This is a genomic window from Flavobacterium labens (genome assembly GCF_048286755.1).
Taxonomy (GTDB): Bacteria; Bacteroidota; Bacteroidia; order Flavobacteriales; family Flavobacteriaceae; genus Flavobacterium.
In genome coordinates, this window is sequence record NZ_JBLVPL010000003.1 from 1 (window position 1) to 16,343 (window position 16,343).

The following is a 16,343-nucleotide window of genomic DNA, read 5'->3' on the forward strand; positions in this document are numbered from 1 at the left end:
CCAGTGTTTGGCTAATGCATAGATGGGCCGCATTTCTTTAATCTGAACTCGGTTTAGATTCTATTAAATCCTCTTCATGTTTGATGAGGATTTTTTGCGTTTAATATGGTTTGTTGTAGATTATTTAGTGCCTATTAATTTTTTTACTTTTTTATTCGTACTTGCATGGCATAATCATAAGGATCGAGTAGGGTAAATGATATTTTTTCAGGCTTCACAAATTTAAAATATTGATATATTTTTTCTTTTGTAAATCTTTGTGACCAAAATCTTTCTTTAGTAGCTGTAAAGCTATCTTTAGCATCAGTTATTATAGTCATTCCCATTTTCTTATACGAGAGTTCTTGTTTTTCTCGAGTATTCTCATTGTCAATATAGCATGCTCCAATTAAAATTTCGCCATTAGTAATCAGCCTTTCATAGGCAAAGTTAAAAATGGTTTCAAATTTTTCATTTTTTGATAAATTGATTTTTTCTGACAATAAATTATAATTTTCAAAAGGGAAGTTTTCAGGATAGAAATTGCCAGCAGTAAACCAAGTTGTAATAATTAAATCATACTGTTTTTGTAATTGATTTAATTTTACAGCATCTAAAAAATAAATGGTTACTTTATCTTCAATATTTAATTCTTTAGCTGTTTTACGTGATAAATTAACACATGTTTCTGCATTATCAGTACCGTCATAGAATTTAATCATATTCCACATTTCGGGAATTGCACTTAAATGTTTTACTATTCGAGCATTACCAATTCCTATGTCTAAGATGGCTATAGGAACTCCTTTTTTTAAGTATATTTCTGCAATTACTTTCTTAAGTTCTATTAATTCTGCCCATTGTGCCTGTATTAATTCTTCTGATAAATAATTTTCATCGAATGATTTTTGAGCAGTATTTGTGTTGTCATACATTTCCATAATTATTTTATTTAGAAACCCATTCAAAGTTAGTCTTTCATGTGCAATAGAAAGTAAAATAGATGCTTGTAAATTTTAATTAACTTTTGTGGTTGACTTTTAATAGGGTTGAGAATAGATTAATTAAGTATCATGAAGTATTTGTTCAGAGTTTGATTAAACTTTATGTTGTATTTTTGTTTTAAATATAAAAATATAATATGAAAAAAAATATTTTGTTTTTGGCATTTATTATGTCTTTAAACTCACAAGCTCAGCAACGCCCCAAATTAGTGGTGGGTATAGTGGTAGACCAAATGAAAATGGAGTATCTGTATCGTTTTTCAGATGATTTTTCTGCGAATGGTTTTAAAAAATTAATGAATAATGGGTATACATTTCATAACATGCACTACAATTATGTGCCCACTTATACTGCGCCGGGTCATGCGAGTATTTATACTGGTACTACACCATCAACACATGGTATTGTTGGTAATGATTGGTTCAATAAGGCCATCGGAAAAGATATGTATTGTACTGATGATGCATCTGTTAAAACAGTAGGAGACGGTACAGAAAAAGAGGGAGCGATGTCTCCAAAAAATTTGTTAAGTACTACCATTACTGATGAGCTTCGTATGGCAACAAATTTTAAAGGTAAAGTAATTGGGATGAGTATCAAAGATCGTGGAGCAATTTTGCCTGCGGGTCATTTTGCTAATTGGGCATTTTGGTACAGCAAAACTGGAGCTTTTATCTCAAGTACTTTTTATGGTTCAACATTACCGAATTGGGTAACGCAATTCAACCAAGAAAAACGATATATGAATTATATTAATAAAGGTTGGGATTTATTGAAACCAATAGCCACTTATAATGAAAGTCTTCCTGACGATAATCCTTATGAAGGTAAATTAGATAAAGCTAACGCACCAGTTTTTCCTTATGATTTAAGTAAAATGTATAAAGAAAAAGGAGCAGATGTTTTGAGAACTACACCTTTTGGGAATGATATTTTGGCTGAATTAGCTATGAAAGCTATTGAAAAAGAAGATTTAGGGAAAGATGAAATCACAGACTTTCTAACTGTTAGTTTTTCTTCTACTGATTATGTTGGGCACACTTTTGGTCCACGTTCTATGGAGTTACAGGATACTTATTTGCGTTTAGATCAAACGATAGCTCAGTTTTTAAACTATTTAGATAAAACTGTTGGAAAGGATAATTATTTACTTTTTTTGACTGCTGATCATGCTGGAGCTGAGAATCCTAATTATTTAAAAGATAACAAATACAGTGTAAAAAACATTCCTTCAAAAGACATTGTAGATGCATTAAAAAAACATTCAAATGAAACCTTTGGTTCAGATTTAATATTGGATTATTCTAACTTCAATCTTTTTTTTAATAGAGAAATTATTAAGCAAAAAGGTTTAGAATTGACGAAAGTGAAACAAAGTTTCAAAGATTTTTTGATGACGCAAGAACAAGTTAAAAGAGTGTATACTGAAGAAGAAATTTTAGCTTCGTCAGGAGATGATTATTTTTTGAGTTTTATTTCTAAGGGTTATGATCCTAAACAAAATGGCGATATTGTTATACTTGATAAAACTGGTTATATGCAATATCAAGCTACAGGAACTACACATGGTTCACCTAATAGTTATGATACACATGTACCTTTACTTTTTTATGGATGGCAAGTTCCAAAAGGAGAATTGCATACTAAAAAGTACATAACTCAAATTGCACCTACACTTTCACAAATGTTGAAGATTCCATTTCCTAATGGAACTGAATCTGAAGTTTTAGACACGCTACTTGAAAAGAAATAATAGTGTTAATTTTTATTAAAAAATCCCATTTGCATTAGCGAATGGGATTTTTTTATTTTATGCTGATGTTACTGCAATTGGTAACGGAATTTGATTTTTAAGTATATCTTCAAAGGTTTCATGTGCTCTGATTAAATGCCCTTCACCGTTCATCCATAATACTTCAGCTGGCTTGTATCTGGAGTTGTAGTTTGAAGCCATAGAGAAACAATAAGCTCCTGCATTTCTAAAAGATAAAATATCGCCTTCTTTTATTTCTGCAATTTTTCTGTTATTTGCAAAAGTATCTGTCTCACAAATATATCCTACAACGGAGTAAAAGCGCTCTTTCCCTTTTGGATGAGATATATTTTCGATATGATGTTGTGAACCATAAAACATTGGTCTAATCAAATGATTAAAACCACTGTCTATTCCTGCGAAAACTGTTGAAGTAGTTTGTTTAACGACATTTACTTTAGCTAAAAAGAAACCTGCTTCACTTACTAAAAATTTCCCTGGTTCAAATATCAATGTTAATTCTTTTCCATATTCGGTACAAAAGGCATTGAATCTCTTAGATAATTTTTTACCTAATTCTTCAATGTCAGTTTCAATATCGTCTTTTTTATAAGGTACTTTAAATCCACTTCCGAAATCTAAGAATTCTAAATTCTTGAAATTTTTAGCTACATCAAATAGTATTTCTGCTGCATATAAAAATACTTCAATATCTAAAATATCAGAACCTGTGTGCATATGGATACCTACAATGTTCATTTTTGTATTTTCGACAATACGAACTAAATGAGGTAATTGGTGTACCGAAATTCCAAATTTACTATCGATATGACCAACAGATATATTAGCATTTCCACCAGCCATTACGTGCGGATTTATTCGGATACATACAGGAACATTTGGGTATTTTGTACCAAATTGCTCTAATATCGATAAGTTGTCAATATTTATTTGAACTCCCATGGTAGCAACTTCTTCAATTTCTTCAAGAGAAACACCATTTGGAGTATAAAATATTTTTTCTGGGTCATAACCAGCATGAAGCCCCAATAATACTTCTTGAATGGAAACAGTATCTAATCCTGAGCCCATTTCTTTCAATAACTGAAGTATAGCCACATTCGACAAAGCCTTCATTGCATAATTGATACGCAACTTTTCTACCTTTGAAAAAGCTTTAGTTAATCTATTGTATTGAGATTGTATTTTTTCGGCATCATAAACGTATAATGGACTGCCAAATTGTTCTGCTAATTGTACTAAGTCTTTCGATTGCATGATTATTAATTTTGAGCAAATTTATTACTCTTTATTTAGTCCCACAAGCTAATAAACGATTTCTAACAAATTCTAACAAAAAGTTATAAATTAAACATTTGTTTGGGATTTTAGAAAAAAAATAACCCTTGACAAATTTTTTCTATCAAGGGTTATAAAATGTTATCTAGAACTACAAATTGGGTAAATCCCCATTTCCTTTGGTTGGTAAATTGGTATAACCCATTAAGTATTTATCGACTTCTCGGGCAGCTTCACGACCTTCAGATATTGCCCAAACAATTAATGATTGTCCTCTTCGCATGTCGCCCGCAGTAAATATATGAGGAACATTTGTTTGATAATTGGTTGCTTTATAATTACTTCTCATATCAATTTCTAATCCTAATTGATCACTTAGTGTTTTCTCCGGACCTGTAAATCCAAGTGCCAATAAAGCTAAATCACAAGGCCATATTTTTTCTGAACCTTCTTTTTCTATCAATTCAGGTCTTTGTCCAGGTGTCATTTTCCAAGCCACTTCAACAGTTTTTAAACCTACAAGTTGGCCGCTTTCATTAGAAATGAATTCTTTGGTGTTGATTAACCAGTTTCTATTACAACCTTCTTCATGTGAAGAGGAAGTTTTTAATTGCAATGGCCAAAATGGCCAAGGCGTAGTTTCACTTCTTCCAACTGGAGGTTTTGGTAAAATTTCAAAATTAGTAACCGATTTGGCTCCATGTCTGTTTGAAGTTCCCACACAATCAGAACCAGTATCTCCACCACCAATAACGATCACATCTTTACCAGTGGCCATTATTTGGTCAGGAACAACCTCACCATATAAAGATTTCGTTTGTTGTGTCAAGAAAGTCATTGCCTGAACAACTCCTTTACTCTCTATTCCTTTAGTAGGTAAACTTCTTCTTTCGGTTGCGCCACCACATAATACGATAGAATCAAAAGCGTTCAATTCTTCAACACTATAGTTTACGCCAACATTTACATCCGTTTTAAAAGTAATTCCTTCAGCTTTTAAAACAGCAACACGTCTGTCGATAATCCCTTTTTCTAATTTGAAATTTGGAATTCCGTAGCGTAATAATCCACCAATGGCATTGTCTCTTTCAAAAACAGTAACGGTATGTCCAGCGCGATTTAATTGTTGTGCAGCCGCTAAACCAGCAGGACCAGAACCTATTACAGCCACTGTTTTTCCTGTTCTAACTTCTGGTGGTTGTGGTTTGATCCAACCTTCAGCAAAACCTCTTTCTATAATATTTTTTTCAATATTTTCGATTGCTACTGGCTCGCTAATAATTCCTAATACACATGATTTCTCACAAGGAGCTGGGCATAAACGGCCTGTAAATTCTGGAAAGTTATTGGTTGATTGTAATATTTTCAAGGCACTTTCCCATTCTTCCTGATGTACCATATCATTAAAATCTGGAATCAAATTTCCTAATGGGCATGCGCTGTGGCAAAATGGAATCCCACAATCCATACATCTGGATCCTTGTTCTTTGATTTTATCTTTGGTTAGCGGAATTGTAAATTCATTATAATTCGATACTCTATCTGGAACAGCAACATTACTTTCGTCGGTTCTAGTATATTCTTTAAATCCTCCTATCTTTCCCATGACTATAGTGCTATTAGTTCTTCAATTTTTTTTTCTTCTGCTAATCTCTGCAATGCTTTTTTGTAATCAGTAGGCATTACTTTGATAAAATGGTTGCGTTGGTTTTCCCAATCTTCTAAAATCCTTTTTGCCAAAGGACTATTGGTATACATGGAATGATTTTTTATCAAACGTCTCAGTTTAGAAAAATCATCATCTTCCAATGCTTCAAAAGCTACCATTTCCATATTACATAATGTAGCGTCGAATTTTTTATTTGGATCAAAAACATAAGCAATACCACCGCTCATACCAGCAGCGAAATTCCTTCCTGTTTTACCTAAAACTACGACGGTACCTCCAGTCATATATTCGCATCCATGATCTCCAATTCCTTCTACAACTGCTGTTGCTCCAGAATTTCTCACACAAAAACGTTCTCCGGCCATACCATTTATATACGCTTCACCAGTGATTGCTCCATAAAGAGCAACGTTACCAATAATGATATTTTCTTCTGGTTTGAAAGTGGCAGTAGGAGGGACTTTTATAATTAATTTACCTCCGGAAAGTCCTTTTCCTAAATAATCATTACAGTTTCCATGAATTTTAAAGGATAGGCCATTTGTTGCAAAAGCACCAAAACTTTGTCCTGCAGAACCTGTAAAATCGACTAATATAGTATCTTCGGGTAAACCTTGAGCACCATATATTTTTGAAATTTCATTACTCAATATAGCTCCAACGGAACGGTCTGTATTTTTGATGTCAAAAGTAACTCTTGTTTTTTCTTTTCTATAAATAGAAGGAATAGCCGCTTTTATAATTTCAAAATCAAGTACATGTTCTAAAGCATGGTCTTGTGTAGTTGTATTATGGTTTGGAACTTCTTTAGCTTTTTCTGGTTTATATAAAATGGTAGACAAATCTAATCCACTTGCTTTATAATGCTTGATGGCTTTATTGACATTCAATTTTTGAGATTGTCCCACCATTTCTTTTAATGTTCTAAATCCAAGTTGTGCCATGATTTCTCTTAACTCCTCAGCAATAAAATACATGAAGTTGATGATGTGTTCCGGCGTTCCTTTGAAATTTTTTCTCAATTCAGGATCTTGCGTTGCAATACCTACTGGACACGTATTCAAGTGACACGCTCTCATCATAATACAACCAGATGCTACTAACGGCGCTGTTGCAAAACCGAATTCTTCAGCACCAAGTAAAGCAGCAATGGCTACGTCACGTCCGGTTTTCAATTGTCCGTCACATTCTAAAACTACGCGACTTCTTAAATCATTTAAGATTAAGGTTTGTTGCGCTTCAGCTAATCCAAGTTCCCAAGGAATACCGGTATGTTGTAGTGAAGTTAACGGTGCAGCTCCAGTTCCTCCATCGTATCCTGAAATCAAAATCACATCAGCTTTTGCTTTAGCAACACCGGCAGCGATTGTTCCAACACCTACTTCAGAAACTAATTTTACATTAATTCGAGCTTCACGATTGGCATTTTTTAAATCAAAAATTAACTGTGATAAATCTTCAATAGAATAAATATCGTGGTGTGGCGGAGGGGAAATTAATCCAACATAAGGCGTTGAGTTTCTCACTGCAGCAATCCAAGGCACTACTTTTTCACCGGGTAATTGACCACCTTCTCCAGGTTTTGCACCTTGAGCCATTTTTATTTGTATCTCTTTGGCGTTTGTCAAATAGTTTATAGAAACCCCAAATCTTCCTGAAGCAACTTGCTTGATAGCACTATTTCTAGAATCTCCATTTAAGTCTTTTTGGAAACGTTTTGAATCTTCTCCACCTTCTCCGGAATTACTTTTTCCTCCAATTCTATTCATGGCAATCGCTAGATTTTCATGAGCTTCTTGGCTGATAGATCCATAAGACATGGCACCAGTTTTGAATTTTATTACAATCTCTGTCCAAGGTTCTACTTCGTCAATTGAAATAGGATCTAAGTTATTGAATTCAAATAATCCTCTAATAGTCATCAAGTTCTCACTTTGATCATTGACCATTTTAGAGTATTCTTTATAACTCTCAGGGCTGTTTAGACGTACTGCTTGTTGTAATTTAGAAATCGTCGTTGGATTAAACATGTGTTTTTCTCCCGATCTTCTCCATCTGTAAATACCCCCAATTTCTAAAGGCAATAAATTGCTGACTTTTGAATTTGGAAATGCTTTCTGGTATCTTTTCTTGATCTCTTTTTCGACTTCCATCAGACCAATTCCTTCAATTCTGGAAGGAGTGTATGGAAAATATTTAGAAGTGAATGTTTTATTTAATCCTAAAATTTCAAAAATCTGTGCCGCTCTGTACGAATGTAAAGTAGAGATACCAATTTTATTCATGATTTTCAGAATACCTTTTGCGATAGCTTTATTATAATTTTTAATTGCATAATCAGCTTTTATACCAGTGATAAAACCTTGGTTAACTTGGTTATGAATTATTTCATTCACCATGTAAGGGTTAATTGCACTGGCTCCGTAACCAAATAATAGGGCAAAATGATGTGGTTCTCGAGGTTCTGCGGATTCTATTATAATTCCAAATTTAGAACGAACTTTTAGAATATTAAGTGAATGATGAATGTAAGAACAGGCCAATAACATTGGTATTGGAGCCATTTTTTCACTTACTCCTCTGTCCGAAAGAATCACTATGTTACAACCTTCTGAAACTGCTTTGAAAGTCGCTTGAACTGCTTTTTCTAATGCACGTTCTAATCCATTAACTCCTTTTTTGATATCGTATAATGTAGAAATAGTGACTGATTTGAAATCAGCATGATCAATATTTCTTATTTTATCTAAATCCTCGTTTGAAATTACTGGATTTTGAATTTTTAGTTTTTTGCAATGCTTAGGCTCAATATCAAAAATATTAAAATCACCACCAATCGCTAAACTGATATCAGTAATGATTTCCTCACGAATACCATCCAATGGTGGATTAGTAACCTGAGCAAATAATTGCTTGAAATAGTTGTATAAAAGCTGTGGCTGATCTGATAAAACGGCAAGCGGCGTATCGTTACCCATAGAACTTAATGCTTCTGCACCTTCAGCTCCCATTGGGTTAATGATTGTTTTTAAATCCTCTATCGTGTATCCAAACAAACGTTGTCTCGTTTCGAAATCAATATTTTCTGTAGGGATTGGATTGTCAGTATATGGTATTTGAGCCAATTGTACTAAATTTTCATCCAACCATTGTTTGTAAGGACGTTTGGTGACAATCGCATTTTTGATCTCATCATCTTCAATGATACGTCCTTCGTTCATGTCAACCAAAAACATTTTTCCTGGTTCTAAGCGACCGTGTTGAATCACATCTTCTGGTTTGATGTCAAGAACACCAATCTCTGATGACATAATTACGAAGCCACTTTTAGTCAATGTATAACGAGATGGACGTAAACCATTTCTATCCAATAAAGCGCCAATAACGTTACCATCTGTAAAAGGAATAGAAGCTGGTCCATCCCAAGGTTCCATAATACAAGCATTGTATTCGTAAAAGGCTTTTTTATCGGCTGACATCGTTTGGTGTTTTTCCCAAGCTTCAGGAACAACCATCATCATTGCTTCTGGTAAAGAACGACCTGTCATCAATAACAGTTCAATTACCATATCCATTGAAGCAGAATCTGATTTTCCTTCTAAAATAATTGGGAATAATTTTTTGATATCATCACCAAAAACATCACTTTTCATCAATTCTTCACGAGCACGCATACGGCTAATATTACCACGAAGTGTATTGATTTCACCGTTGTGACACATATAACGGAAAGGTTGTGCTAATTCCCAAGATGGAAATGTATTGGTAGAAAAACGTTGGTGAACCAAAGCTAATCGGGTTACCAAGTCATCGTCTAACAAATCAGTATAGTATCTGCTAATGTCTTCTGGCATCAACAAACCTTTGTATATAATAGTTGTAGTGGAGAAACTCGAAAAATAGAACCTGTGACTTTCTGAAATTCGTGAATTTCTGATAGTGTGTTCTGCAATTTTTCTTGCCGCAAACATTTTGGCGTTAAATTGCTGTTCTGTAAGGTCTAATCCATTTTTACCAACAAATACTTGTTTTACGGTAGGTTCCTTTTCAGCAGCGATTTGCCCCAAATTAGGAACATCTACAGGAACATCTCTCCATCCTAGAATTTCTAAATTTTGATCGCGTACTGATGCTTCAAAAGTTGTTTTACAAAAAGCTACTTGGTTAGGGCTTTTTGGCATAAAAACCATCCCTACAGCATATTGTCTAGCTTCTGGAATTTCAAAATCACATACTTTTTTAAAAAAATCATGAGGGATATCAAATAATATTCCAGCTCCATCTCCAGTTCTGCCATCTGAACTCACAGCACCACGGTGTTCTAATTTGATTAGTATATCCAGTGCTTTGTGTATAATATCATTTGATTTAATTCCATTCAAATTACAAATGAATCCTGCTCCGCAATTGTCGTGTTCAAATTCGGGCAAATAAAGGCCTTGTTCTTTAACTTTCATGCTTAATATTTTTTTTACAAAATTAAAGATTTAGTAACATATAATGGGCTTAAAAGTTAAAAACGCCTTGTTTTTACAGTTCTAATAGAAAAAGGTTAAATAAATCACAATAATAAGATTTAAGTACATCTGATTTGATTTTTCGACAAAAACAAAATGAAATTTGAGCCGAAAAGCCGTGAATTTTGAGAGAAATATTTTACTGATGGTTTTTGTTGAATATTTATAACAAATTAGTAATTAATTTTTATATTTTTAATATTTTCATCCCAGTTATTGGCGGGTTTAAAATATCTAAATTTAGACACCATTTAAATTAAAAAAAAAATAACAGTTAAGTTTAATTTTGCTATTTTTGTGCCACTTTTATTCTGAAATAAATTCAGAATCCAGACAAATTCTATATTATGAACATACACGAATATCAAGGAAAAGAGATTTTAGCTAGCTACGGAGTTCGCATTCAACGCGGAATTGTTGCTAATAGCCCAGTAGAAGCGGTTGCAGCTGCAAAACAATTAACTACCGAAACTGGTACAAGTTGGTATGTTGTAAAAGCCCAGGTTCATGCAGGTGGACGTGGAAAAGGTGGTGGAGTTAAACTTGCCAAAAATTTACAACAAGTAGAAGAGATTTCAGAGCAAATCATCGGAATGCAATTGATTACACCTCAAACTTCTGCCGAAGGTAAAAAAGTACACAAAGTTTTAATTGCTGAAGATGTTTATTATCCTGGTGAAAGTGAAACTTCTGAGTTTTATGTTTCTGTTTTATTGAATAGAGCTACAGGTCGTAACATGATTATGTATTCTACTGAAGGTGGAATGGATATTGAAGAAGTTGCAGAACACACTCCACATTTAATTTTTACTGAAGAAGTTGATCCTTCTGTTGGATTACAAGGTTTTCAAGCAAGAAGAATTGCTTTTAACTTAGGTCTTTCTGGAAATGCTTTCAAAGAAATGGTGAAATTCATCGATTCTTTATACAATGCTTATATTGGATCTGATGCTTCGATGTTTGAAATCAACCCGGTTTTAAAAACATCTGACAATAAAATTATGGCTGTAGATGCTAAAGTAAATATCGATGATAATGCTTTGTACAGACAAAAGAAATATGCTGACATGCGTGACGTTCGTGAGGAAAATCCAATCGAAGTTGAAGCAAAAGAAGTAGGTTTAAACTATGTAGATCTTGACGGTACTGTAGGATGTATGGTGAATGGAGCTGGTTTAGCGATGGCAACCATGGATTTAATCAAGTATGCTGGTTTTGAGCCTGCTAACTTCCTTGACGTAGGTGGAACTGCTGATGCAAAACGTGTTGAAACGGCTTTCCGTATTATCTTAAAAGATCAAAACGTAAAAGCAATTTTGATTAATATTTTTGGTGGAATCGTTCGTTGTGACCGTGTGGCGCAAGGAGTTGTTGACGCTTATAAAAATATGGGTGATGCAATTAAAGTACCAATCATTGTTCGTTTACAAGGTACAAATGCAGCTATTGCAAAAGAATTAATTGATAATTCAGGAATGCCAATTTTATCAGCTGTTGAATTCCAAGAGGCAGCAGATCAAGTAAAAGCAGCACTTTCTTAATTAGAAAAATTGTTATATATTGAAAATCCTGTTTGCTGTGGCAAACAGGATTTTTTTTTGGAAAAAATAAATTTTGTCATTGAACAAATCACAATAATAATTGAAATTGCAAAGTTTTCTGACTCACAACAATTATCTTTGTTTTTAACTTTTTTAGTTATTATGAAACTCCAGATACAAAATAATTTCACTACCGAATTGCCTGCTGATCCCAATCAAATCAATGTTCCAAGACAGGTTCAGCAATCGGCATATTCGTTTGTTTTGCCCAAAAAGCCATCTAATCCATCACTAATTCATGCTTCAATTGAAGTAGCTAATGCTATTGGTCTTTCTGAAGAAGATATACTTTCAACTGATTTTTTAAATACTTTTTCAGGGAATGCCGTTTATCCGGAGACAAAACCTTTTGCCCTGTGTTATGCTGGTCATCAATTTGGGAATTGGGCGGGGCAATTAGGAGATGGTCGCGCCATCAATCTTACTGAAGTAGTTCATGAAAATAAGACATACACTTTACAGCTAAAAGGAGCAGGGCCAACACCATATTCTAGAACTGCAGATGGTTTTGCCGTATTGCGTTCTTCCATTCGAGAGCATTTATGTGCCGAAGCGATGCATTATTTGGGAGTTCCTACGACACGTTCGCTTTCACTAATGCTTTCTGGCGATCAAGTGTTGCGTGATGTTTTTTATAATGGAAATCCTGCGTACGAAAAAGGTGCTATTGTTTGTAGAGTGGCTCCTTCCTTTATCCGTTTTGGAAGCTTCGAAATGTTTGCTTCCCGAGAAGATCATGTTAATCTCAAATTATTAACGGATTTTACGATCAAACATCATTTTACTCATATTAAAAAAGAAGGTGCCGAAAAATATCTGGCCTTTTTTCAAGAAGTTACTCAAACTACTCTCAAAATGATTGTGCATTGGCAACGTGTTGGTTTTGTTCATGGCGTTATGAATACCGATAATATGTCCATTCACGGTATCACTATTGATTACGGACCTTATGGTTGGCTGGAAGATTATAATTCCGGCTGGACGCCAAATACAACCGATAACCAACATAAAAGATACCGTTTTGGCAATCAACCTGAAATTGCGCTTTGGAATTTATATCAATTAGCCAATGCTTTGTATCCTTTGATTCAAGAGGCTAAACCGCTGGAAACTATTTTAGATGCTTTTAGTACGGATTACGAAAAGGAGTATTTAAATATGATGCAAAATAAACTTGGTTTCCAAATCAAAAAAGAAGAAGACGCAGTTTTAATTCAGAGCTTGACTCAATTACTGGAACGAGTAGAAACAGATATGACGATTTTCTTCAGAAATTTGGGTAATGTAACCAAAACTGATGCTGCAATAAACGCTTTCAGTATCATAAAAGATGCTTTTTATAATGAAAAGGATTTAGATGAAACTATTTTGAAAGATTGGCACAATTGGTTGGAGAAGTATTGCATTCGAATCAATGAAGAAACACTCTCAGATACAGAAAGAAAAGGGCAAATGAATTTAGTTAATCCAAAATACGTATTGCGAAATTACATGGCACAATTGTGTATTGACGATGCGGACAAAGGAGATTATTCGTTGCTAAACGAACTATTTGAGATGCTTAAAAATCCGTATGACGAGCAACCAAATTTTCAAAAATGGTTTGCCAAAAGACCCGATTGGGCCAGAGATAAAGTTGGATGTTCTATGTTAAGCTGTAGCTCTTAAAGTTGGGTTTAACCATTAAAAAAGGAAATCTATTTGACTCCTATTGCTTCATGACCTCTTAATAAAATCTTATTTTTATTTTCTAAATTTTCTTTCGTTTTACCCAAGATGTTGATAATGTCAAATTTGGCATTACCCTCTCTTAAGTTATAAAATTCTTCTGAATTAGTAATTTCAACTTTTAAAATATAGTTTCGGTCTAATTTGAAAGTGGCAATATTGTCTTTTATAAATGTTCCATTTACCATATAAATGACATCGTTACTTTTGATTTTGGTAAATTCAGATTTAATTTGTTCCAAACTTATAAAATCATATTTCTTAGGGTTTTTGGAAGTAATGTTAATTTGACCACGAAACAAAACACCATTTATTGTGGTGTCCTTTTTGACAACATTTATTGATTCAATTTCATTTGGGTCGATGTATTCAATTGTATTACTGGGAACTAAGTTTAAATCAATAAACACTGCTGGTTCTTCACTTTTATTGTTTTGTCCGAAAAATAAAGTTGTGAAAAATAATATTGAGAAGGTTAGGAGATATTTCATATTTGAAGGTATAAATTCATTTAGATGAACTAAATATACAAAAAAAAATCCTGAACTCTCATTCAGGATTTTGATATTGTATTAGTTTCCAATTTCTTGAATCACATCCGATTCGTATATTTTGAAACCTTTTTTATTTGTTTGTGCAATTTTCAAAAGTGCTTTAGCGACGGTTTTACCTTCGATAGGTTTATATTTTTTTAAATTTCCCTGGAATAAAAAGGAAAGTGTTTTCATGAAAAACGCACCCACTTTTTCTCCGAATCTAAATTCAGTTCGGTTTCCCAAAAGAAGTGAAGGTTGCAATACAGCAACGCTTTCGAAATTACAATCTTTAAGGAAATCTTGAATTTCTCCTTTTGTTTTCAAATAGAAATTTCCAGAATTTGCATCAGCGCTAAGAGAGGAAATAATCAAGTATTTCTGGACTTTATTTTGCAATGCAAAAGCTGCAAACTGCCGTGGATATTCAAAATCTACTTTTCTAAAATCTTTTTTACTTCCCGCTTTTTTGATTGTTGTACCAATCGTGCAAAAGAAATCATCGCCAACAACTAAATCTTTATAGGTTTCCGGCTTGTCAAAATCAATGATGTGTTGCGTCAATTTTGGATGCTTTATTCCTGTATCTCTTTTTACGAAAGTGATTACTTTAGCGTACTGTGAACTTTCCAAAAGTAAATTCAATAACTCTGAGCCTATTAAACCGGTGCTGCCAATAATTAATGCTGTTTTCACAGTTATGATTTTTTATTTTTGCCGAAATTAAATTTCACTTTCTCCACAACTTGAACTTTTGGAGTTCCTTTTGAGAATTGTTTTTTGAACGGTTTCTTAGCAGCAGGTTTCGATTTTGATGGACTTTCATCGCCTCTTGATCTTTCTTCGTCTCTTGGTTTTGCTTTGAATTCTGCTCTTTCCGAAGCTCCTTCTTTTACAGGAATTTGAGCTTTGTGTTTCGCTAAAACATCATTTGGATTTTTTGGATTTTCTTTTGTTCCACGCAAGTGAATTACCAATGCATTTAGGAAGTTACGCAACACTTGGTCACCACATTCCATGTAATTTTCATGTTTTTCATCACGGAAAAAAGCACCCAATTCTGATTTAGTGATTCTAAAATCTACTAATTCTAATATTTCAACTATTTGATCGTCACGTAACATTAAGGCTACACGAAGTTTTTTAAAGATATCGTTATTTGTCATCATATTCTAATTTTTTACAAATGTACGGTTTAAAAGCAATTGGACCACAATTTTAGATTCAGAATTGGTTTTGGTTCAGAAAGTGAATTATGGTATCCAAATCTTTTTTTTTATGATTGGCAGTAATTACAATTCTGTTTAAATCTTTGGTGTCCGTTGGATATTTAAAATTGGTTACAATAATTTTATTCGCCGTGAAAATTTCATTTATTCCTTCGATTTCCGGATAAATGAGCGGATATTCAGGATCAAAAAGGACTGCTCTATTTTTAATTAAATGAGTATTAATGTAGTTTAAATTATCTTTTAATTTTTTATGCTGTTGCAAATAGATTACTGTTGCATCAGCAATGGTTTGCACAAATGCGGCATTCATTCCGGCACTGGAAACAAAAGTATCGTGAGTTGCCATCTGAATAATAAATTCGGAATCGCTGGCAATTACGCCTCCCGTCAATCCGAAAGCTTTACCCAAAGACGCGATCATGATTTTTCTTTTAATATTCGGAAGATCAATATTCGAATAAATCCCGCAACCATTCCTTCCCAGAATCCCAAGCGAATGCGATTCGTCTACAACCACAGTAATTTCTTTATTCGAAGAAATCGAATTCAGAATAGAAAAATCCATTGGCTGTACATGAAATGATGGAACCGAGTCGGTTAGAATCGTAATTTTTTCATTTGTATTATCCAACAAACGAGGATTCAATTTTTCTCCGATAAAAACTGGTAAGCTATTTGGCACTTTGATGGCCGCGTGCGTATCCGGAAAGTGAAAAAATAAATCGGTTTCCGGTATCAGAATTTCAATAAGTAATTTTCCCGCTAGCATGCCCGAAGAAACCGTAAGTGCCGCATCCGCTTTTATGAAATCGGCTAAAAATCGTTCTCCATCTTCATATGCGCTTAGTTGGATATTGGCACTTCTGGAACTTCCATAAGCTGTTCCCCAACGCAAAATATTTTTGATAAGCAGTTTTTGAAATTCTGGATGCGTTGGCAAACCTAAATAAGCCGTTCCACCAAAATAAAGATATTCTTCATTCTCGATTTCAATTGTTCGATCCGGAAATTGGTTGACTTTCATTTA

11 protein-coding genes are annotated in these 16,343 nt (G+C 33.7%); 3 read left to right on the plus strand and 8 right to left on the minus strand.

Annotated features, from left to right (window positions below; genetic code table 11):
* Positions 1–143: 143 nt before the first annotated feature.
* A complete protein-coding gene (locus ACNQF8_RS08960) occupies positions 144–914 on the minus strand; it encodes a hypothetical protein (protein ID WP_417983492.1) in 771 nt (256 codons plus the stop codon).
* A gap of 206 nt (positions 915–1,120) precedes the next feature.
* Here ACNQF8_RS08960 and pafA point away from each other — a divergent pair, with 206 nt between their 5' ends.
* The gene (pafA, locus tag ACNQF8_RS08965) at positions 1,121–2,737 is read left to right on the plus strand and encodes an alkaline phosphatase PafA (protein WP_417953383.1); all 1,617 of its coding nucleotides are present in this window, start codon (positions 1,121–1,123) and stop codon (positions 2,735–2,737) included.
* A 57-nt stretch (positions 2,738–2,794) separates the two neighbouring features.
* Here pafA and lysA read toward each other — a convergent pair whose 3' ends face one another.
* The 3 genes from lysA to gltB all read right to left on the minus strand — a co-directional run bounded on the left by lysA (position 2,795) and on the right by gltB (position 10,162).
* Positions 2,795–4,015, minus strand: coding sequence for a diaminopimelate decarboxylase (gene lysA, locus ACNQF8_RS08970; RefSeq protein ID WP_417953382.1), 1,221 nt, complete (start codon positions 4,013–4,015; stop codon positions 2,795–2,797).
* Between the two features lie 172 nt (positions 4,016–4,187).
* Positions 4,188–5,642: a glutamate synthase subunit beta gene (locus tag ACNQF8_RS08975; RefSeq protein WP_417953381.1), complete on the minus strand. Its 1,455-nt coding sequence runs from the start codon at positions 5,640–5,642 to the stop codon at positions 4,188–4,190.
* Between the two features lie 2 nt (positions 5,643–5,644).
* Complete coding sequence (gltB, locus tag ACNQF8_RS08980; protein ID WP_417953380.1) at positions 5,645–10,162, minus strand: glutamate synthase large subunit; 4,518 nt, start codon at positions 10,160–10,162, stop codon at positions 5,645–5,647.
* Positions 10,163–10,569: 407 nt separating this feature from the next.
* Here gltB and sucC point away from each other — a divergent pair, with 407 nt between their 5' ends.
* Both sucC and ACNQF8_RS08990 read left to right on the plus strand, forming a co-directional pair.
* Positions 10,570–11,763 (plus strand): ADP-forming succinate--CoA ligase subunit beta, encoded by a 1,194-nt coding sequence (gene sucC, locus ACNQF8_RS08985; protein WP_099716000.1) that lies wholly within the window; start codon positions 10,570–10,572, stop codon positions 11,761–11,763.
* A gap of 159 nt (positions 11,764–11,922) precedes the next feature.
* Positions 11,923–13,491 carry a protein adenylyltransferase SelO gene (locus ACNQF8_RS08990; protein ID WP_417952387.1) on the plus strand — a complete coding sequence of 523 codons (1,569 nt, stop codon included), beginning with the start codon at positions 11,923–11,925 and terminating at the stop codon, positions 13,489–13,491.
* Between the two features lie 29 nt (positions 13,492–13,520).
* Here the strand turns inward: ACNQF8_RS08990 and ACNQF8_RS08995 are convergent, their stop codons facing one another.
* The 4 genes from ACNQF8_RS08995 to ACNQF8_RS09010 all read right to left on the minus strand — a co-directional run bounded on the left by ACNQF8_RS08995 (position 13,521) and on the right by ACNQF8_RS09010 (position 16,340).
* The gene (locus ACNQF8_RS08995) at positions 13,521–14,042 is read right to left on the minus strand and encodes a hypothetical protein (protein WP_417953379.1); all 522 of its coding nucleotides are present in this window, start codon (positions 14,040–14,042) and stop codon (positions 13,521–13,523) included.
* A gap of 81 nt (positions 14,043–14,123) precedes the next feature.
* Positions 14,124–14,780: a Rossmann-fold NAD(P)-binding domain-containing protein gene (locus ACNQF8_RS09000; RefSeq protein WP_417953378.1), complete on the minus strand. Its 657-nt coding sequence runs from the start codon at positions 14,778–14,780 to the stop codon at positions 14,124–14,126.
* 2 nt (positions 14,781–14,782) lie between these two features.
* A complete protein-coding gene (locus ACNQF8_RS09005; protein ID WP_091166569.1) occupies positions 14,783–15,250 on the minus strand; it encodes a DUF1456 family protein in 468 nt (155 codons plus the stop codon).
* Positions 15,251–15,308: 58 nt separating this feature from the next.
* On the minus strand, positions 15,309–16,340 hold the full coding sequence (locus ACNQF8_RS09010; protein ID WP_417952371.1) for an aminotransferase class I/II-fold pyridoxal phosphate-dependent enzyme: 1,032 nt from the start codon (positions 16,338–16,340) through the stop codon (positions 15,309–15,311).
* Positions 16,341–16,343: the final 3 nt, after the last annotated feature.